General features: G+C 53.4%; 14 protein-coding genes. 4 read left to right on the top strand and 10 right to left on the bottom strand.

Annotated features, from left to right (window positions below; translation table 11 throughout):
• Positions 1-723 precede the first annotated feature (723 nt).
• On the top strand, positions 724-7,116 hold the full coding sequence (locus PEL01S_RS20630) for a fibronectin type III domain-containing protein (protein WP_127461641.1): 6,393 nt from the start codon (positions 724-726) through the stop codon (positions 7,114-7,116).
• Between the two features lie 197 nt (positions 7,117-7,313).
• Entirely contained in the window at positions 7,314-8,048 is a 735-nt protein-coding gene (nfsA, locus tag PEL01S_RS20625; RefSeq protein WP_127461640.1) for an oxygen-insensitive NADPH nitroreductase, read from the top strand.
• Between the two features lies 1 nt (position 8,049).
• Here nfsA and PEL01S_RS20620 read toward each other — a convergent pair whose 3' ends face one another.
• Complete coding sequence (locus PEL01S_RS20620; protein WP_239551403.1) at positions 8,050-8,745, bottom strand: DNA alkylation repair protein; 696 nt, start codon at positions 8,743-8,745, stop codon at positions 8,050-8,052.
• Positions 8,746-8,874: 129 nt separating this feature from the next.
• Here PEL01S_RS20620 and PEL01S_RS20615 point away from each other — a divergent pair, with 129 nt between their 5' ends.
• Positions 8,875-9,309, top strand: a complete 435-nt coding sequence (locus PEL01S_RS20615; RefSeq protein ID WP_127461639.1) for a DUF6526 family protein — start codon at positions 8,875-8,877, stop codon at positions 9,307-9,309.
• A gap of 446 nt (positions 9,310-9,755) precedes the next feature.
• Here the strand turns inward: PEL01S_RS20615 and PEL01S_RS20610 are convergent, their stop codons facing one another.
• Positions 9,756-11,510 carry a DUF4179 domain-containing protein gene (locus PEL01S_RS20610; protein ID WP_239551404.1) on the bottom strand — a complete coding sequence of 585 codons (1,755 nt, stop codon included), beginning with the start codon at positions 11,508-11,510 and terminating at the stop codon, positions 9,756-9,758.
• The gene (locus PEL01S_RS20605; RefSeq protein ID WP_255320142.1) at positions 11,488-12,072 is read right to left on the bottom strand and encodes an RNA polymerase sigma factor; all 585 of its coding nucleotides are present in this window, start codon (positions 12,070-12,072) and stop codon (positions 11,488-11,490) included. The genes PEL01S_RS20610 and PEL01S_RS20605 overlap by 23 nt, the downstream gene beginning before the upstream one ends.
• Positions 12,073-12,259: 187 nt before the next feature.
• Here PEL01S_RS20605 and PEL01S_RS20600 point away from each other — a divergent pair, with 187 nt between their 5' ends.
• Complete coding sequence (locus PEL01S_RS20600) at positions 12,260-13,159, top strand: M15 family metallopeptidase (protein ID WP_371860721.1); 900 nt, start codon at positions 12,260-12,262, stop codon at positions 13,157-13,159.
• 87 nt (positions 13,160-13,246) lie between these two features.
• Here the strand turns inward: PEL01S_RS20600 and PEL01S_RS20595 are convergent, their stop codons facing one another.
• The 7 genes from PEL01S_RS20595 to srtB form a co-directional block, all read right to left on the bottom strand.
• Positions 13,247-14,833 carry a copper amine oxidase N-terminal domain-containing protein gene (locus PEL01S_RS20595; protein WP_127461636.1) on the bottom strand — a complete coding sequence of 529 codons (1,587 nt, stop codon included), beginning with the start codon at positions 14,831-14,833 and terminating at the stop codon, positions 13,247-13,249.
• A gap of 116 nt (positions 14,834-14,949) precedes the next feature.
• Positions 14,950-15,960, bottom strand: a complete 1,011-nt coding sequence (locus PEL01S_RS20590; RefSeq protein ID WP_063178312.1) for a YeiH family protein — start codon at positions 15,958-15,960, stop codon at positions 14,950-14,952.
• A gap of 123 nt (positions 15,961-16,083) precedes the next feature.
• Positions 16,084-16,359, bottom strand: a complete 276-nt coding sequence (locus PEL01S_RS20585) for a hypothetical protein (protein ID WP_108533323.1) — start codon at positions 16,357-16,359, stop codon at positions 16,084-16,086.
• A gap of 127 nt (positions 16,360-16,486) precedes the next feature.
• On the bottom strand, positions 16,487-17,497 hold the full coding sequence (gene mglC / locus PEL01S_RS20580; protein ID WP_036693148.1) for a galactose/methyl galactoside ABC transporter permease MglC: 1,011 nt from the start codon (positions 17,495-17,497) through the stop codon (positions 16,487-16,489).
• Positions 17,498-17,530: 33 nt separating this feature from the next.
• Positions 17,531-19,039 (bottom strand): sugar ABC transporter ATP-binding protein, encoded by a 1,509-nt coding sequence (locus PEL01S_RS20575; protein WP_127461635.1) that lies wholly within the window; start codon positions 19,037-19,039, stop codon positions 17,531-17,533.
• Positions 19,040-19,129: 90 nt separating this feature from the next.
• Entirely contained in the window at positions 19,130-20,206 is a 1,077-nt protein-coding gene (locus PEL01S_RS20570) for a galactose ABC transporter substrate-binding protein (RefSeq protein WP_063178306.1), read from the bottom strand.
• A gap of 401 nt (positions 20,207-20,607) precedes the next feature.
• The gene (gene srtB / locus PEL01S_RS20565; RefSeq protein ID WP_255320141.1) at positions 20,608-21,438 is read right to left on the bottom strand and encodes a class B sortase; all 831 of its coding nucleotides are present in this window, start codon (positions 21,436-21,438) and stop codon (positions 20,608-20,610) included.
• Between the last annotated feature and the right edge of the window lie 3 nt (positions 21,439-21,441).

The raw sequence follows: 21,441 nt of genomic DNA, 5'->3' as shown, positions 1-21,441 counted from the left end.
TCAACCTTAACACACTATAAAGTCTACCTAAATTCTGGAAGCCGAATTGTAGATCGTGTTGATGTTTATATGATGGGGACTGATGGTATAGAGAAAAAAATTGATACGAATGCTTATGAAGTGGCTAATGATCAAGTCGTGTTCAAAGATTTATCGGGCGGGGTCCCCGTTAAACTATATGCTAAACAATATACTAATCCCGGACACATTATTTGGCGCGATCCAAGCGGGAAGTATTGGGATACGGAAGGGGAAAGGACGAAGCACTATCAATTTCCGGGGAGTTGTAACGGTTCCCCTGATACAGCACCATCCCCTTGTCCAGGGTTGTTTCCCAGTGACGCTACGATTTATCCCTCTGGTGAATATGTTCTTTTTAATGAACCAGACTTAAGGAAATGGGACGGCTCCGCTGTTACAACTGCTTATACGATTGCCCCACCTAAAGATTTCTTCTTGAACGAGAAACCAGAAGAACAACGGGAACCCATAGCTTCGGATCGAATAGATCCGAAAAGTATCACCATTACCAAGGCGCTCGCATTTGCTAGAGGTATAAATATTGAAGATTTTGGGAGGAAAGTAGATGGATTCGGATACTTGAAAGTTTCCAAGCCCTTTACTTCTACTTACAATAGATGTGATACTGACTACATTCTTTGGCCAAAAGATAGTAGTAGTTGTACAGATTATCCAAAACTTCAAGAAGGCCGAAATTACGTCATGGACGCCGACACCTTCTGGACCGCCACAACCTACAAATTCGAAGGCCGCATTGAAGTGTTCTATAAAGCGCCGACCTTTCCCGACCTGATCCCTATCGATCTCAAATCGAACGGGCCGGTCAAAATCGGCGAGCCGACGACGTTCACTTACACGTTCCGCAACGTGGGAGAGCCTATCAAGAACAAAACCTTCTCGATCCTGATCCAGAACCGTTCCAACGGCAAAACGATTCACAAGGCATCCTTTACAAACGCCGAGCAGAACGTGGATATTACGGGCACGTTTCAGTATACGGTGACGGACCCGGGAAAACTACTGACCGGATTTTATGTTGATTCGGACAATACGATCGACGAAGGTACGACTGGCGGGGAAGACAATAACTATAAGCCGTTTGATTTCCCTGTCGATATCGGCATCGACGGCGATTTTCGAATTAGGCCCGGACCGACGATCAAAATCCGGGATAATTTCGAACTGGAGCCTGTTGATTTTAAAATCCCGAAAGGCTGTACCTATTTCGGTCATCAATATCGGTTCAATTATAACGGCCAGACATGGTCGACGAATCGGGTGAAAGGGCAATCGCTGAACAGCACATTCCCCTATCCGAACGGGAGACCGTTTTATTTTGGAGAAGGTAACAACTACATAAGTCTGAAAATTCAAACTTCTTGCGGCGAAACGGACTGGATTAAGGAAAAACCGTTAACGGTTCTCCCCGATCCGAACAATAAACCGCCCTATTTTCAGGCAGGCTGGTTTTACGATCAAGATCGGAACGGGATCTATCCGCCGGACTATTTTTTGGTGGGCGACATGGTCAATGTCCGCGTTATTCATAACCAGTACACAGACCCGAAGTCACCTTCGGACCCGGACAACGATCCGATCCAATGGAAATGGGATTTTGATTCCGGTACGCACCCTTGGATTCAAAAAATAGCGAAGCAGCTGCACGAAGATTGGGGCAAGACGCTCGACGCCGAAGGCTATTATCATATCAAAGCGGATACGCCCGGAACCTTCTCCGTGAAAGCTACGGCGGATGACGGGCGCGGCGGGACGCGAACGGAAAACGTATCCTTGACTGTGATGGAGCCGAATCCGATCCCAGTCTGCACCGCGCCCGCGGAGATCAAGGAAAATCGTCCCATCCCTCCCGGAGCGATCCATGCGGATAAAAGCTGGAGCCCGGCGAGACGCACCATCGACCACTCGAAGGATTTGTGGGTCAACAAGCTTGATAAGTACTATAATGGTACCTTGCAGGACGTTACCGCGACCGTCACGCTGGCAAAAGTAGTAGACAGCTCCGGCATGGCATCGACCGGCTACAGCACGTGCAGCATTACTGTGCATCCGGACTTGCCTCCCGTCGGCAAAATCGTCGTACCGCCGCTCGGTATCCGGAATCAAACGGTGACCATCCGTAACCAATCGTATTCGCCGGACGGCGATCAGATCGTTTCCGTCAAATGGCGGTTCAAATACGACGCGGCAAATAACGGTTTTCAGGACGATCCTTGGCTGGATATCCTTGGGACAGACAGCAGAGTCGTTTCCTTCGATAACAACACGCTTGTATTTAAAACCGACATGGTCGGTAAATATCTATTCGATGTCCAAGTGACGGAGGACTACGGGAAAAGCGCCATGGCATCCGATACGCAGCCGGAAGCGCCGCGAACGCTGGATATTGTCAATAATGCGCCGCACGTTTCCTTTGCCGTCGAAGGGCAGAACGATCAGCCAGGCATGAATCCGCCCATTATGTTTAATGCCTATACGATCGTAAATTCGTGGGCTCTGTTCGATACGAACACGAATAACCGGATCAATAACTATGTTTACCGGTGGGCTGCCGAGGGCAACGCCATCCTGCGGGCGGGCTTGGGAAGAGAAATGGAGCGTCAGGAAAACATCATCAAGCGAGATAGTCCACCACAGGGACCTACCAACGTTTTCGGAACGTTCCTATGGCCGGACCTCGGGTTCGGCGCAAACTTTGTCAGCTCGTATAAAGGTACGGTTTATCAGTGGGTTGGCGGTAGACCCACGCTGACCAGTACCCCCATCTTAGTCCCATCAACGATCTGGGACCCGGATGCGAGGACGTATGTACCCGGATATGCTCCGGCGAAGTTCAATTCGCTCGTACGTACGAACAAAACGTATCTTTATTTTGACGAGGGCTCGAAGCTGTACGCCTTTAATAAAAAGAAGCTGCCGCAGTACAGTAGAAAATGGAACAATTCAGCTAACAACCTGTTTCATCTATGGGATCGGGACCCGTATGATTTTATCCTTACGCCGGACAAGTATACTGTCGCCGTACCGTTCCGGGATTCCCCGAATGGGCCTACTTATACGAAAGAAGTATACTTGGAGAGCGAGTATCAAGGTTCTGTGAAGTATGAGGTCGCAGGCGGAATCATCTACAAGGTTTCGAACATCAAAATGTATGACTACTTCACCACTTGCCGCAACGACGATGGTTCGAGAAGCTGGACGTGTGGCGTCGGCAAGGCCAACAACTCCTTTATGATTGAGGCATACGATGCGTATACCGGTAAGCTGCTTTCGAGCAATAAGGACAATCCGCTCAAGAGCGGCTGGGAAGTACTCGGAATGTCGGTTGATGAAAAGGATTATGTCGGACGGAAGACGTTCTCGCTGATGACAAAAGGCGAAAGCCTGGTCATCGTGTATCAGAAGAACTCTAGTAATGGGGCTTCTGCTATTGGGTTCGTCGAGATTAATCCGCAGCTCCAGGAAGTCAGAAGAGGCGGACAATCGTTCCCGGACAGCACGATTAAATATCAACGAAAATATTATAATACGATGCTGGGGCGCCCGGTTCCTGAGCAGTATGTCGAAGACTACCAATGTAGATACAGTGATCTAAACGGGCTATGGAAAGGGCCGGACGGGGAGTTTTACACTTACATCAAGCGTTCTTGCGATCGGGCCGACGGGTACATCAAAATTGACAGACGATATAACGAAGATGCTCCGATCGGCGTGTATCTGCTGCGCATCAATAACGACTTGAGCATGGGATGGACCGCCAGATTGGCGGGTATGGACTGGTTCTACCCTTCCAACACGTCAATGGGTGGAGAAATGCTTTACAACAATTTTACGGCGCTCGTTGTAAATCCATATAACCGGACCTTGCTGACCCGCAGTTACACGAATATGGATCTTATGAACGGTCGTGGCGACCACCACAGCTTCGGACAATACGTGAATATGGACACCGGCGCGGTATCGGACGGACCTGTTCCATACAACTACCCGTACACAGTTGGCGTAACTCCGGGTGGAGGATTCAATGGCGGAGGGGGTGGTTGCTCCTGGGGGACGGATGGAAAATGCAGCCGCTTCAATGTTCATGAGGGCGAATTATTGAATGAAGCATCGAATGAACAAGAGCGGGGAGACAATTACTTAGGCGGATTTTATGTAGGGGACGGCCTGTTTTTGGGGATGTACAATACGGTAAAAAGACAAACGGGCAATGGCTATTACTTCACGGAAACCGATAAGTACATGTATCTCGAAAGCGGTCCTTTGGATCAAGATCCGGTACTACGGAAAGGGTTTGTTCTCGGCCAGTTCGTTTCTCCGGACAGCTACCGGGATACGGACATTACGTTCCGAATGAAAATGGCGAGTCCGAACGAGGATACGAGCCTAAGCGGATTTTCGTTCCGCATGCTTGATCCGACAAACCGGTACAGTCTGGAGACAGACGGTTCCACGCTCTATCTAAGCCGTTATGTCGGCGGCAGCCGAACCGTACTGCGTAGTCAAGCGTGGCCGTTCGATAACACGGACAATTTGTTCAAGATCAGCTTGTCGGGCGATAACATTCAAGTATTCATGAACGGCGTGCCGGTGTTTGAGGTACAGGACGCCACATTCACAGATGGAAAAATGGGGCCTTTTACGGACAAATCGTTTGTCACTTTTGCGGCCATTTCCGTTAAACAGAATCAGGATCGCCGGGATTGGATGTCCGACTACGCCATATGGGAGAATGGTTCGGCATCTGCTAACGTCCGGTATAAAAGCATTCTGTTCGAAGATCCGGAAAACGATCCGATGGCCGGCAATTTCCGCTGGGGGGTTACACATACGCCGAAGTTCCTAAACAATCAGGGACTGTCTGCGCTGAACGGGAAAACGTTCGACGCTCCGCAGCAAACATTTGACGCCGTCGGCGTCTATCTGCTCACGCTGCGGGCGCAGGACGATCCGAACCGGAACTATTTATGGGCGAGCATGGTATTCGATCAATACCGCAAATGGTCCAATACGTTCCAGAAAAGATTGATCGTTCACCGCAGGCCGATCGCGCAGTTCACCCTCACGGAGAACGGGGACGGCACGGTCGCCTGGAACGATACGTCCTACGATCCCGACCGGTTCGATCCGAATCGGGCGGCTTGGGACCCGGCACGATGCAGCGCACCCGATGTGACGGGCTACGATTATTGCAGCATGCGCGGGATCGTTTCCCGGGAGTACGGCTATGTCGACCCCGACGGTAATTTTGTCGCTGAAAAGCTGACGAGACCAAAAAAGCCGGGACTTTATACCGTGTATTTACAGGTCATCGACGAGTACGGGGCAAAATCTTACCCCGCCACCGCTTCGATTCAGCTCAAAGGCAACGTCCCTGAAATTCCAAAACCGACGATCCAGCTCACGTATCCGACCGGAACGCGAGATAATCCTACGCTGGAGCACGGAACGAGACCGACGATCCATTGGAAGCAGGATGACCCGGCAGGCCACTTGTTTACGGGGTACGAGGTTCAAGTCATGGATTCGCAAGGAAGTCTCGTCATCAGCAGCGGGGAAACAAGTCAGAATGCGTCGCCCCATAGTACGGCTTCGTGGCAAGTGATGACGGATTTGATCCGCGGCGAGCTGTATCAGGTACGGGTGCGCGCGCAAAATCCGTACTATTGGACGGAATGGTCCAATATCGGATGGATGGTCATCAATTCGGCACCCAGCGTTGTTATTACGAATCCGAACGGACCTGACGCCTATAACCCAACGCTCATTCTGGATAACAAGCGACCGGCGATTGCTTGGGTTCAATCGGATGGCCAGAAGAACTACTATACGAAAATGTACATCGAAATTTTGAGCGAGACCGGCGGCATGGTCTACAATACCGGATGGAATGCGTATCAGAACACCACGGCAACATCGAACAGCTTCCAAGTGCCGACGGACCTGCCGACAGGCGTTCCTTTGCAAGCACGGATGAAGGTCACCGACGACGATCCGAACCTATGGTCCGAATGGAGCAACACCGTATGGTTCTACATCAACATGACGCCGACCGTGACGATGAACGTTCCTTCCGGAACGCAAGCGAATCCGACGCCGATGAGCCCAACGCCGACCGTTTCATTCACGCAAAGCGACCCGGACCTAAATACGACGTTCACGAAATATCAGGTCCAATTCATCAATGAAGCGGGAAATACCGTGCTCTACGATACGGGAGAACAAGGGCAACACCTTCAAGGGCAAGTGTCCGTACAAAGCGTCTCCGTTCCTAAGGACCATCCGCTGCCGGCAGGAGCCAAAGTTCAGGTTCGAGCGCGCACTTTTGACGGATTTGTATGGTCGGCATGGTCTGCACCGACATGGCTGCTGACCAACCGCCCTCCGACGGGAAATATTACGTTTGTCACGCCGATTTACGAGCACGACACACCGGTATTCACCGTATCTGTCTCCGACCCGGACGGCGATGCGATCGACGTCACGGTGGAAAGCAGCTTGAACGGTGGCGCATTCGGAATCATTCAGCAATGGAGCGGCGTTCCGTCCGGCCAAAGCAAGACGTTCACCTACGGGCCGCTGCCTCAAGGAAATTACTCCTTGCGGCTATCCCTCAACGACGGCAAGGGCGGAACGTTCAGTCAGATCTATTCGTTGGTCGTATTGCCGCTGTCGATTAAGGGCTATGTCACGCATACGCCGGAGTGGGAAAGCTACCGGCTGTTGTGGAACGAGAAGCACCCGGGCAAGCCTCGGGCTGCCGACGTCTTTTGGGCAGGGGAAGCGTTCGAGCTGTCGGCGACGGTGACCGATACCGGCACCAGCGCAACCAAGCCGCAGTCGGTCGATGCGACGCTTCTGGAAACCGGCGAGCAAGTCAAGCTTGACTCCTCCGACCGCATTCGCTTCAACGGACAGCTGGTCAATCCGGACCATGCCCAATCGCTGCGTAACGGCCAAACCTACACGTTCCGGTTCCGCGTGCATTGGAGTAACGGATTGGTTCAGACCGACGATGTGCCGGTCAAAATTCAAGGCAGCATGTATGATGTGATCGTCAATCAGATCCGGCATTGATAGCGAGCATTTTCGTTCGCTTGTCTCTAAAAAATAAGCGTCGGCACGAGTATAGCCGCACGTTTTCCGCTCGGTTTGACGATACGAATCTAAACATTTACAATTTAAGGTAGCATGTCAACCAGTCTGCTGGAGACCCCCGACAGGGGGTCTTTCCTATTCACAACATTCCATACCATCCGGAGGTGCAACCATTCATGAACGCCGTAATTGACCTGCTCCAAAGCCACCGCTCCATCCGCAAATTCAAGGACGTTCCACTGCAGCCGGAACACATCGACGCCATCGTCGCTTCTGCTCAAATGGCCTCGACTTCAAGCAATGTCCAAGCCTACAGCATCATTGCCGTGACCGACCCGGAGAAAAAGCGGGAGCTGGCCCGGTTCGCCGGAAATCAGGCCTATGTCGAGCATTCCGGTCTGTTCCTTGTATTCTGTGCAGATTTGTACCGGCTCCGCGAAGCGACCGAGCTGAACGGCGAAACATTCCATCAAAATACGGAAAGCTTCATCGTCGCCACCGTCGATGCGGCGCTTGCTGCGCAAAATGCCGCGGTAGCCGCCGAATCACTCGGATTCGGGATCGTGTACATTGGCGGAATCCGCAGCGCCCCAGAGGACGTAAGCCGGCTACTCCAGCTGCCCGAGCTCGTCTATCCGGTGTTCGGCATGTGTATCGGTGTACCTGATCAAGAGCCTTCGGCTCGCCCGCGGCTGCCGAAGCAAGCCGTTTTGCACTATAATGGTTATCAAGCGGACGATGTACGGCAACAGGTCACAACGTACGACGAGACGATGCAGGAATATTACCGGACGAGAACCGGAGGAAAAACGGTGACCACATGGTCCAGGGGGATAGCGGACAAATTCCGGCAGCCGGTGCGTGCGCATATACGAGGCTTCTTGGAGGCCCGGGGCTTTAAGCTGGAATAGGTTATTGCGGCTTTCGCCGATCCACATATTTGAGCGCTTCACGGATACTAAGCGGCGATAGCGCGGTTTCGGCAACGAACCTGCGGACCGCCGCTTCGTCCGTTTTGGAATATTCCCGGAGCGCCCAGCCGATCGCTTTTCGGATGAAAAACTCCTTCGAGTCCGCGCATTGCCGGATCAGCTCAAAGAGTAAAGCCGCATCCGTTCGCTTCTTGTAGCGAAGCTGGAACAGTAACGCTGTCCGCTGAAGCCACATCGAATCCGAAGCCATCCATCTTTGCGTATGGACCGGAATCAGCTCGGGAAACCGGGTGAACAATTCCCCTACCGCATGTCCCGCCAATTCATCCACCGTATCCCACCACGATTTGGTCGTTATGAGCTCTTCCACAAGCTCGATGCGGGAGGCATCCGCAGTCTTGCTTGTTTTCCCGAGCAGCGTTAGCGCCGCATACTGGAATTCGCGTTCCGGCTGCACCCATAATACCCGGACCGTTTTATCCAATTCCCCGTTTTCCGGCACGCCGTTCTCTTGAAGAAACTGCCGGACCAGCGCCGTACGTGCAGGCGATTTGATCCCCAGAAAAGCGAATTGATCGCGCATATATGCCTGCATCGGACCTGCCAATTCCGGGTTCGCATGGGATCGCATATGGGTTTGCAAACGTTCGGCATAATCGGGAGTCGCGTAAGCCAAGAAAACAACCTCCAGTATCGTTATTTTCTTCACTTTACAAAAAAGCGGACAAGCAAGCAACCAAGGGTATGGTAAATTGTTGCAGCCGGTTATACAATAAAACTAACCTGACTACGGGAGGAAAATCGTTTGGAAACCCAACAGTACGCCAACCACCGCAAATTGGATCCACTGTTCCATTTCGTGCTTCTTTGGCTAACTTTGATCGTTCTCATCGGCGCCGTGATTTATGCCGTCCGTTCCCTGATAGCGGGAGAAGACGTGTCCACCGCACTGCTTCTTCTCGGGCTGAGCGTCATCGCCGCCATCTTGGTCATGCTGGTGCGGACGTATGCGCTCAAGGCTCAAGACCGGGCGATTCGGGCGGAAGAGCAGCTCCGGCACTTTATCCTGACCGGCAAGCCGATCGATCCCCGATTATCGCTTCGACAAATCATCGCTTTGCGATTCGCCGGCGATCAGGAGTACCCGGAGCTATGCCACAAAGCGGCAGAAGAAAACATGCAGCCCGATGACATCAAGAAAGCGGTCCGGACTTGGCGGGCGGATCACCACCGGCTGTAACATCCCTTATATGAACTTGCGGCTGTATTTACACCATAGGTTATATGCACCATACACCAGATGCACCACATGCTATATACACCATACACTTGATGCTCCATACGCTATATGCGCACCATACGCCATAAGTCATGCGTGCCAAATAGAGGAACTGTAGTGAGCTATGGGTTTCACCGACCGCCTTTGGCAACATTTAAAGGAACTGCGATGCGCTATTGCTCCCTTTTGAGGCACAACAAACTATTTTCGACATGGATAGCTAACGTATGTTCCTCTATATTTTTCCTGAAGATATGGGCCTGCGACTAGCGAATCGGAGTTCCTCTATTTTGGTGCCCACAGCCAACGGGTCCGGCTACCATGAAGATATAGTTCACTAAAATACGATCCAGCCCCTCAGTCTTCTCTTCCAAGCCGACAAATCCATCTTCATACTCGTCACAGCTTCAACATCGAATAAGTCTGATTCCAAGTAAAAAGGACAGCTTCCTCCGCTGTCCTTTTGCCTCTTCATTCCGCCCGATATGTAAGTTAAGGTCGCCAAATTGCTGGATGGAGCCTACAAGGCCTTCTTTATTATAGTTCTCCGGGCTCCTATTCATCTCAACCAACCAGTCAACGTTGACGTATCGTTTATTCACAACGTTGCGAATCAGGGTAAGCCGTTCCGGCACGGTCAGCATACCGGGGATTCGGAACTCATAGTCCTCTCCCAGTTCGATCGTCCCATCCTTCCATCCTGATCCCTTCGAACTCGAAGCCCCACGCATCGAAACTCGGTATTCTTTGCCCTCAGAATCCCGTGCCGCCCAATCGTCATACGAAAATTCATTCCAGAACTCCCCATCGACATGCAGCACGCCTTCCGTTTCTTCACCGTTCGTATTCGGCGGTTGCTCGATCGTAAAACCTTTCAACCGGATATCGTCGCCGTCCGCACGGAAAAACACCGGTTCCTCCTGCAAACGGGCAGGTGCAAAGCTCACCGACGCGCCGTCCCGCTCAGCCACCGAATAACCGTCGAGGACGAACCGGTATGGCTGGTCCTCCGGCAAATATTTAAACGTGTAGCTTAAGTGCATCAGTCCGGGCTTGTCACCGGGAATGTGCGATAGAGTCATCAAACTATCCCTGCGCGGAAATTTTCTCGCATTCACGCTATGAATTTCGCTGCCTGCCGCGTCCTCAAAATGAAACATCAGCTCCTGCTTCTGCCATAAGTCTCCCGGAGACCGGACCAACGCCTCCGGACTGAGCTCTGTATCCAACTCCAAGCGAACGCCCTGCACCATACGAGTTAGCCGCTTTAAGCGAACCGTCATGCCGCCCGGAGAAGTATATTCTCCCTGCAATTCAGTAATCCTCGTTTGTTTCTGCGCCTCCGTCATATCGATCGGGAATTCGAAGTTCCAGTTTCCTTTAATAGCAGGAAATCCCTTGTCCCACGGATCTCCATCTATTATGCCGATCTGTCCCTCGATCGTGATACGATTCGATTGAATGGGCTCCGGAAAAAACGCAACGAGATAATAAAAGTCGTTCGTCGCCCCCATATCGTATAATTTTCCAATCACTTTCCCCTTCTCGTCCTTAACGACAATACGGCTTCCTTCTTCCGAGAGTCTTAAGCGATCCCGCTCATGCTTTCCGTCCGGGCCGAACAGTTGCAGCGCCACAATAACACGGGTAGGGTCGGCAACAGCCTCATCGATCTTGAGCGTGTAGCCTTTGTCTTTTATTTTAATGTTCGGATGCTGTACCAAACCGAATTCCTGCGCCCGCAGCAAGCCGATATCCACATGATTGCGTGAAAATAAAGATCGGATGATTTCAGCGACCGTCGGTATCGAATAGAAGGACGCCACGCTCAGCAGCACGAGGATAGAAGCTACGCCTACTGTGACCCACCAGATTTTCCGGCTGCGCTTCACCGCCACACGGCCTGCCCGTTCAGTCATCGGTGTGGGCGTCACCGGCTCGATTTCTTCGTCCCGGAGCGCGGACATGACTTGATCCGTGAATGATTCCGGCAGTGTTTCCGCATACATTTCCCGGGCCCACTGCTCCTGTTCCTCTAAAAGAGCGTTTTTCAATCGCTGACAATCGGAGCAAGCGGCGATATGATCGGCCATGCCGCTGCGATCGGTGACGCCAGAGCGGGTTAGGAACATCTCCATTTCATCGCGGCCCAGGCATTTCATATTCCATCCCCTCCTTGCTCTCGATCATGAGCTGTTTAAGCCGTTTTTTCGCCCGATACAAGTCGTTCTGGACTTTGCTTACCGGCACCTCCAGCACTTCGCCGATCTCCTCGTAGCTCAAATCATTCGTGTACCTTAACAACAGCGCCATCCGGTAGTTGGCCGGAAGCAGGGCCAGCAGCCGCTGAAATTCCGTTCGCCGTTCCGTCCGAAGCAGCGACTGCTCCGGACCGTCGCTGACCGCAGTCTCAGCCTGCCCGATCGGATGCTCCTCGAATCGGTGTTTTTTCTTATGGTCCTTCAACAGATTAGCGGCGATCGTATACAACCAGGAAGCAAAGCTTTTGTCCGGTCGATGCGAAGCGAGCTTGCGGTAAGCCTTAATAAAGGTTTCCTGCGTCAAATCCTGCGCATCCATAGGACTCGCCCCCATCCCCCGAAGGAGGCCGTAAATTTTCAGTTTATAGCGATCGACCAGAAAGCAAAATTCTTGTTTGCTTCCCGCTACAATCCGATGAATAAGCTCTCGTTCCAACTCCTGCCGGATATCGCGTTCCTCCACCATTCGGTCCTCCCAGCGTTCTATACTGTATAGACGACGAACAGGAATCCAATCTCTCACCTTAGGGAATATTTTTACAGGAAGCGGATGGGAGAAAAAATTAGAAACTTTTCGCATTCGCACGTCGTCTATGTAATAAGACCGCTAAAACGCGCGTGTATTTTAAATATGAAAGGATTTGGCTCTATTGAACTCTCGTCGCACGACCGCCGCAGCGCTGCTGCTGGCCGCATTCATGCTCGTTTCCGCCGCATGCGGAGACGGCGGCAGCAAAACGCAGGCCGACACCGCAGCCGGAACCTCGACGCCTCCTGCCTCATCGAATACCGGCTCGACTGGTACTAGCGCGGATGCATCCAAGTCGAAACCGTCCGAGACACCTGCCGCCTCTACGAACGGGCAGAATCAAGCTTCCGGTACCGCGGGGGTAAAGCAGACGGCTCAAACGGATACCAAATCCGGTACGAAAACAGACGATATTCAGGTTGTCGCGAACCCGGCGGATGTTGCGGTGCTTGTCAACAAGACGAACAAGCTGCCGGATAGCTATAAGCCTCAGGACCTGGTTGACCCGAATGTGCCTTTTACGTTCAAAGAAAAGCTTGAAAAGCGCAAAATGCGCAAGGAAGCGGCCGCGGCGCTCGAAAAACTGTTTCAAGCTGCCAAAAAGGATAACCTGCCGCTAGCCGGCGTCTCCGCTTACCGCTCCCATGAAACGCAAAAAACGGTATACGACCGCTATGTGAAAAAAGACGGCGAGGCCGCGGCGAACAAATACAGCGCCAAGCCGGGACACAGCGAGCATGAGACGGGGCTGGCCATCGACGTGGCCGGCAGCTCGGGCAAATGCGCGGCGCAGGACTGCTTCGGCGCAACCAAGGAAGCGAAGTGGCTCGCCGAGCACGCGGCCGATTACGGGTTTATCATCCGATATCCGGAAGGCAAAGAGGGCATTACCGGCTACCAATACGAGCCTTGGCACCTCCGCTATGTCGGCGTAGACACGGCCAAAGCGATCGTCAAGCAAGGCGTGACGCTGGAAGAATACGTTAAGAACGCCGTACCCGTAACAAAGCCGAAATCCTGATCCGCTCCATAAGAAACGAAAACGCCTGATTCTTTTTCCGCGAAGGATGAAGAATCAGGCGTTTTGTTTTTTTCTGTGCGTCCTGTACTACGGTTTATATACTTCGATGGAGTATAGGCTTTCCTCTCCCTCGGTTTTTATCTTCGCGCCCAATTGCTCGGCCACGAACCGGACCGGAACGTAGAGCGCATCTTTTTTCAGCACGGCGGGAGCGCCGATGCTTTTGTCGGTTCCGTTCACCCGGGCCGTCGCGCTGCCTGCTTGCAGTACGATCTCCGTCTGCGAGCTCGCGATGGTCATCGTTTTCGTTCCCGCATCCCAGGTCACCTTATAGCCAAGCCCTTCCCCGAGCTCTTTCCCTTGCACATAAGCGGTGCTATTGCCCGAAATATATGCGGCATTGTAACCGTAAGCCGGGTAGGCCGGATAAGCCTCCGTCCCCTCTGCTTCTGCCCCCGGTACGCCGTCCAAGTCGGATTCGGACCAAATGTAGAAGTACAAATACTTCTCCGTAATCCGAAGCTGCTCTTTCAATAGCTTAAAGAACGCCGAATCCGGCTGCACAACCTGTCTCAAGTTGTCCTCGTTCGATAAGTCCTCATAGCGGATCGCGTCCTTCGCGGAAATCATGTCCGGCTTCACATCTCCATTGATGTTCCAGCGATCCATCCGGACGGTAAGCTTGCCGCCGCGGATTCCTTCTTCCACCACCCCCGGGGGACTTTGCATAGCGATCTCGGCGTTCCACTGGCGGATCTGCTTGCTGTCGTCGACGAATGCGTCCACTTTGAGCTTGGATTGACTCAGCAGCTCCTGCTCCCAAGCTCCTCCCATTTCGGAGGTCAAATAAAGCGCAATCGCTTTCGCCCCTGTATAAACCGCTTCCGTACCGAGCTGCCGGTCTTGGAACAGCTCCTCCGCGAAGCCAAGTTCTTTTAGTTCCGGATGGAACTTATCGTAGATGACGACAGCCAGCTCGCGCAAGCCTTGGTCGTCCAAAGCTACGTTTTTAAACGTTGACCGGAATAACGAAGCAAATTGCTCTCCCGATACATCGAACCGGAGCTGATGTCCGCTTACCGTCTGCCCTTGAATCGTCTCCGTCTTCTTGTCTACGGCAAGGGAGGCAGCGTTTGGAAGGTTTTTGGCAAGGAGGCCTATCGCTTTGTTGGTCACCTCTTGTTGGTCAACCAAGTGAAACTCCTTCAAAAACCTTTGTAGCCTATAGAACCAATAATCGTCGTACATCGTCAGCTCGTGGGACATACCGGTGAGCTCATTGGTACGCCAATCGGCAATGACAATCGGCTTGTTCGTGCCCTCCACGGTTAGCACCGCAGCGTCCTTATCCATGGAAACGGCAAACGGAACGTTCAGCTTGGCAGCAGTGAGCGACCCTTTGGCCGACATCGTCTGCTCTTTTCGATTCACCTTCAAGCTGGATAAGTTTAATTGAAATCCGTTCCAAAAAGCCACGCGTTCCTTCGCGGATTCGGACAAGGCACTCGTATCTCCCACATCGTATTGCAGCGCCATCGACAGCGAAGCCTCATAAGAATTCGTTTTCAATTCGTTTTCGATGGCCTGATTCATATCCAAACCGCCAAGCGGCTGGCAGCCGGCCGTGAAAACAAGAGCTGCGCTCATGACCCATACGCCGATTTTTTTAAACAACGGGCATCTCCCCTTCGGTAGTCTTATGTACTTGACTAAAGATTCGGCGAGATGGAATGGATTTCCTTCTTTCGTCACTTTGTAAAAGAAAAAGACGTTCCCGCATAACGGAAACGTCACATTTGGCCAGTCAGCGTGCCGACCGCATATCCCGTGACGGAAACGACCAACCAGACGATTAAGCCAAGAATCATCGGCCTTACGCCGGTTGCGGTCATTTGCCGAAAATCGGCCGATAAGCCGACCGCGGTCAGCGCCATCACGATCATAAACTGCGCCGCCAGATGAATCCAGTGCAGGAGCTGCTCCCCGAAGAGACCGAGCGTGTACAGCATCGAAGCGGCGAGAAACCATAAAATAAACCAAGGAAATACCTGCTTGACCGAAAACGATCCCCCCTCAGAGGCGGTCGCAGCTTCCCGCTTCTTGCTCCAACCGACGACGACCGCCATAATGATCGCGATCGGCACGATCATCGTGGTGCGCGTCAGCTTAACGATGGTAGCGTAATCCCCAGCTGCGGTGCTGAACGCATACCCTGCGGCGACGACGGAAGAAGTGTCGTTCACCGCAGTGCCCGCCCATAAGCCGAAGCCCGCATCGGATAAGCCGAGCGCATGCCCAAGTGCCGGAAAAACAAGGACCGCTACGATGTTAAACAAGAAGATCGTCGAGATCGAATACGCGATCTCCGCTTCCTCTGCTTCGATAACCGGCGAGATGGCCGCGATCGCCGAACCGCCGCAAATACCGGTACCCGCGCCGATTAACGTCGCCATGCGCAGCGGAATGCGGAGCAGACGTCCGAAGCCGTAGGCCGCGGCGAACGAAAGCAGCAGCGTGACGATCATAACTGCGAACGTCTCCGTGCCGGTCTTCCATACCTCCGACAGACTGAGACGGCAACCGAGCAAAATAATTGCCCATTGCAGCACTTTTTTGGAGCAAAAACGAATGCCCTGCCATGTATGTTGCGGCTTCCGCCATAGATTGTTCACCAGGATGCCGATTATGATGCCAAAAACCGAACCGCCGATCAGCGGAAACAGCAGGCCGAGCCCGTAAGACACGGCCGCAATGACTCCCGTGAGCGCGAGACCCGGGCCGAGCGATTTCAATCCGTTCATCGATGTTCCCCCCGATTCCCCATGTACTTCCGACAGGTGTAATCGTAAGAGATTCGGGAGGAAAACACAAATACGAATCCTTGATGCTATGAATAAGCTTTTATTATGATTGACGGGATGGCTTTAAATTTTAATCATGAAGAGGCGGTACAGAAGCGCGATGACGGCACCGGTCCAGAAGAGCGCGGGAACATGCAGCCAAGCGGCCGCTCCGCCGGCGACGACAACGATCAGAAGGGCTATCAAAGAAGGATACAGACGGGAAGCGGCAGCCGTGCCGTCCCAATAAGTCAAAGCGTCCAGCAGCCGGTCTTGCGTCTTCGCCTCGGCTCCGCAGTGAGGGCAGATCGAAGCGTCCAAGGGCTGAACGCCGGAGCAGTGAGGACAACGTGCCGTCATCGGAATCACCCATTCCCTTCGGTTAATTCATAGTTATTTTATCGGATAAATAAAGATATTGCAACCCTCCTTGGGGCCTAACGCAAAAAAAACTTGCCGCCTATGCGACAAGCCTTTTGCGACTTCCTTATTTTTTCGCTAAATACTTCCGAATATCAAAAGCGACGGCGGCGACGATGATCAGCCCTTTTATAATGAGCTGCCAATACGGGCTGACGCCGATGAAGGTCAAGCCGTAATTGATGACGCCGAAGATGAGCACGCCGGCCAGCACGCCCGGCACGGTTCCGATCCCGCCCGCTGTCGATACGCCGCCGACCACGCACGCGGCAATCGCGTCAAGCTCGTACATGTTGCCGTAGTTGTTCGTCGCGCCGCCCGTACGAGCCGCTTCCAGCACACCGCCCAAACCGTACAGCGCGCCTGCGATCGCATAAATATAAATCAGGTTGCGCTTGACGTTAATCCCGGAGACGACCGCCGCTTGGCTGTTCCCGCCGATCGCGTACATATTTTTGCCGAGCCGCGTCTTGTTGAAAATGACCCAGACGATAAAAGCGACGACGATCGCGATGATGACGATATACGGCAGCGAATACGGCCCGTTCGGACCGATGAAGCCGGTGCCGATGGTTGTGAAGTCCTGACGCAACCCGGCAATCGGCTGCGATTCGTTCGGCTTCAAATCGAAGTAGATCGAGTTCGCCCCGTAGACAATGACCATAGTGCCCAACGTTGCGATGAACGGCGGCACGCTCAGCCTGGACACGATCCAGCCGTTGATCAAGCCGACGAGCAGCCCTGCGGCAATCCCGATCAAGATCGGCGCCCAGACCGGCAGATCGGGCATGTCCGGGAAAAAGCGGCGCGGGTAATCAGCCGTCTGCAGCATGGAAGCGGATAGTACCGCCGTCAACCCAACGACGCGTCCCGAGGACAAGTCGGTTCCTCCCGTAATCAGCACGAACGCGGCTCCCAGCGCGATAATGGCGCGGGTCGAGTTTTGCAGCAAAATGTCCCGCAAAATATCGACCGACAAAAACCGCGGATCGGACATCGCAATGCCCGCTACGAGAAGGATCAAAACGATATAAATGGCGTTTTGCGTAAAAAAATGGTTCAGCTTTCCCGTCTTCATAAGCCCGGTTCTCCTCCTTCGCGATGTCCTCTTCTAGTTGGCGGCAAGCCGCATAATTTCTTGTTCCGTTGCCTGCCGTCCGTCCAGAATGCCCGTCAGCCGCCCCTCCGACATGACCATAATGCGGTCCGACATGCCAAGCAGCTCCGGCATTTCCGAGGAAATCATGATGATGCTTTTGCCTTGCTTGGCCAGATCGGCGATGATCGTATAGATCTCGAATTTGGCCCCGACGTCGATGCCCCGGGTAGGCTCGTCAAGCAGCAAAATGTCCGGCTCGGTCAGAAGCCACCGCGCCAGCAGCACCTTCTGCTGGTTGCCGCCCGACAAGTTTTTGATCAGCTCCTTGATCGAAGGCGTCTTGACGCGCAGCTTCTCGACGCTCCCGGCGACTTCCACCCGCCCCTTCCGTTCGTTCAGCAGGAAGAACGGATTAATATACCGGTCCAGATTGGCGATCATCGTATTTTCCAGAATCGACAGCACGGGAAAAATTCCTGTCACCCGCCGTTCTTCGGTCAGCAGCGCGATTTTGTGCTTCTTGGCGTCGATCGGCGATTTGATCTTGACCTTGCGTCCGCGGAGACGGATCTCGCCGGAGGCGACCGAGCGCAGGCCGAACAGCGCTTCGATCAGCTCAGTCCGCTGCGCGCCGACAAGGCCGCCGACGCCCAGAATCTCGCCCTGCCGCAGCTCGAACGACACGTCCCGGAACGATTTTGGAAAAGGCGAGGTCAGCTTCTCCACCTTCAGCAGCACGTCGCCCGGCTTGTTGTGGCGCTCTGGGAAGCGCTCCTTCAGGTCGCGGCCGACCATGCGGGAGATGATGAGATCCGTCGTTAGCTCGGCCGCCGGCCACATGCCGATCAGCCTGCCGTCTCGCATGATGGTCACGTCGTCGGAAATCCGGAGTATTTCCTCCATCTTGTGGGAAATATAAATGATGGATACGCCGCGCCCGCGCAGCTCGTTAATGATCTTGAACAGTTGCTCCACTTCGTTGCCGGTCAGCGAAGACGTCGGTTCGTCCATCACGATGACTTTGGAGCGGAAGGAGACGGCTTTGGCAATTTCGAGCGATTGAATCTTGGATACGGACATTGAGCCTACCAAGGCGTTCGGATCGATATCCATATCCAAATCCCTAAACAGCGCAAGCGTATCTTCGCGCATTTTTTTCTCGTCGACGATTTTAAGCGGCCCGAGCCCCTTCGCCGGAAAACGGCCGAGCCAGAGGTTCTCCATCACATTGCGGTGCGGCACCGGGTACAGCTCCTGATGAATCATCGAGACGCCCAAGCTCAGCGCATCCTTCGAGTTGTTGATCTCCACCCGCTGGCCGTCCAGAATGATCTCGCCGCCGTCCGGCTTGTAAATGCCGAACAAGCATTTCATCAGCGTGGACTTGCCTGCCCCGTTCTCCCCCATCAGGGCGTGCACTGTGCCCGGGCGCACCTTCAAGGTGACGCCGTCCAGCGCTTTGACGCCGGGAAATTCCTTCGTAATTCCGTTCATTTCAAGCAAATATCGGGTTTCCGTCATGCCAAGGCCCCCTCGCGTAAGGATGCGCGCATACGACAAAAGGGGCAACGTCCGCAGCCATTGCCCCTTGCCGCTCGGCCGGGTAGCCGATTATTTCGCGTCATTCATGTTTTCTTTGGTGATTTTTTTGTAAGAGATCCAGACGTACTTGCCGTCGGTAATGTCATAGCCGGTGTTTTCTTTGGTCGGCGTCTGGCCTTGCGCGAGCACGTTCGCGATGCTGAACGTCGCTTTCCCCTGGTTTTTCGCGTCGTTCAGCACGGTGCCGAGCAGCGTGCCTTCTTCAAGCGCCTTGAGCGCAGGCGCCGTGGCGTCAACGCCGACGACCGGAATGAATTTGTTGTCTTTAAAATAGCCCTTCGCCTTCAAAGCTTCGATCGCGCCAAGCGCCATGTCGTCGTTGTTCGCGAAGACGGCTTCGATTTTGTCGCCATGGGAAGCGAGGAACGCGGCCATCTTCTCCTGCCCTTTGACGCGGTCCCACATCGCGGTGTCTTCCGCCAGCTTCTCCACCTTGATGCCGGCGTCCTCGACGGCTTTGATCGCGAACTTCGTGCGCAGCTCGGCGTCCTGGTGCCCCGGCTCGCCCTTCAGCATGACATATTGCAGCACGCCGTCCTTGTTTTTGTCCGCTGCGGGGTTCGCTTTGAAATAATCGGCGATGAGCTGGCCTTCCATCGTGCCGGACTGCTCCGCTTTCGCGCCGACGTAGTACACCTTATCCCATTTTTTCATGTCGTCGGCCAGCGGCTCGCGGTTCAGGAAGACGACGGGGATGTTGGCGTTTTTCGCTTTGTCGATGATGACGCCGGCTGCGGTGCGGTCGACCGGATTGATGGCGAGCGCGTTGACCTTCTTCGTAATGAACAGATCGACTTTATCGTTCTGGGTCGGCTGGGAGTTCTGGCTGTCGACGATATCCGCCTTGGCTTTGCCTTCCGCCGCTTGGGAAATCGCGTTCCGTACGCCTGTCATGAACGTATCGTCAAACTTGTAGATCGCGACGCCAATGGTCGGGTTTTTGGCGGCGCCGGCATCAGGCTTGGCGGCTCCTCCGCCCGCATTCGTGCTCGCGCCGCCCGCAGGAGCATTGCCGGAGCCGGAACAGCCGACAGCGGTGGCAAGCAGGGCTGCCGCGATGATCACAGGTACAGCTTTCTTTTTCATAACATCTGACCTCCTGTTTTTTGTGTGACGTTACGTTAGGTTAGCTACGTTCCCATTATCTTGGATTTTCGGAAAAAAACCCATTCAAAATCCTCATGTGTTTTATCGAAATCCTCATGTGTTTGGGGGAGGACGCAAAGAAACGTCCTTCGAATTTCAAAGGACGTTGAGTGAGTAGAGAACCCGCTTCGCTTAGAAAACTCTCTGCATATGCAGGTGGGGTATATCCCTCCAGCCGCTCTTGAAACCCGTGAATTGGATTAGAATTTGCGGTATTTTCACGGGTTCCAAAGGCGGACGTAAACTCTTACGGGATATACCCCACCTCTATTTGTCTGAGTTTTTCTACTTCTAGGATTTCTCAACACGCTGAACGCCTTTCGGATCAAAGGACGTTTCTTTTATAATGGGAGGGCTAGGGCTTGCAGGCGATTTACTTGCTCGATCAGCTTGGCGTGGATTACAAGTCTCCCCTTCGCCGGGTCAAGCGTATAGTCGCAGGTTGAGAGCGTGAGGATGCGGTCTTCCGTCCCGAGGATTGTGTCCATTTTGTATAGTGACCGCTCCCGGAGGGTTTGCAGGAAAGACGCGTATTCCTGTTCATTTTGGAAACCAGTCTGAATATAATTCAAATCTGCGGTCGCCGGGTAGACGGAGAAAATTTCGGCCCGATAGCTGTGATACAACGTATCGTACTGAAAAGCGAGGTTTTTCCCAATAAAATCTTCTTTTAGGAATTTATTCAAATCACCAAACATGGAGCCATCCTTCATGCGGTGGCCGTAAATCACCGTGTTCGGTTGAGCCTTGCCGATATCGTTGCGGAAGTCAAGGAAAATGCTGCCGGCGCTCGACTCCTCTCCCTTATAGTTCCGGTTCAAATAATAGGCGTTGTCCTTCCCTTGGACGACGGGGTAATCGATGGCCGTATTCGCGATTCGGAGCCAACCAACCACGTCTGGATTTACGTCGAGCAGAGCCTTGAATTGAGCGCGGGCCTCCTTGGGGGACTCCGTTTGCGAGGACTCCCCCTTCGGGGCTTCTACAGCATCAATCGGAGGTTTCGTGGCTTCAGTGAAAAGCGGCTGGGGCTCCGCATTCCCGTACAACTGCCGGGCTTCGGCCATGACGGTCCGGTTGTCGTGGTAGCTGCGGAGCATACCGGTTAACTCGTACCCGGAAAACAGCATCAGTCCCAAGCAGAGCGGCGTCAGCCATCTTCGAATGTTCAATTT

Source organism: Paenibacillus elgii NBRC 100335 (assembly GCF_004000865.1).
Lineage (GTDB): Bacteria > Bacillota > Bacilli > Paenibacillales > NBRC-103111 > Paenibacillus_G > Paenibacillus_G elgii.
Note: the sequence above shows the minus strand (reverse complement) of the source record. Positions and strands in the feature narration are given on the sequence as shown.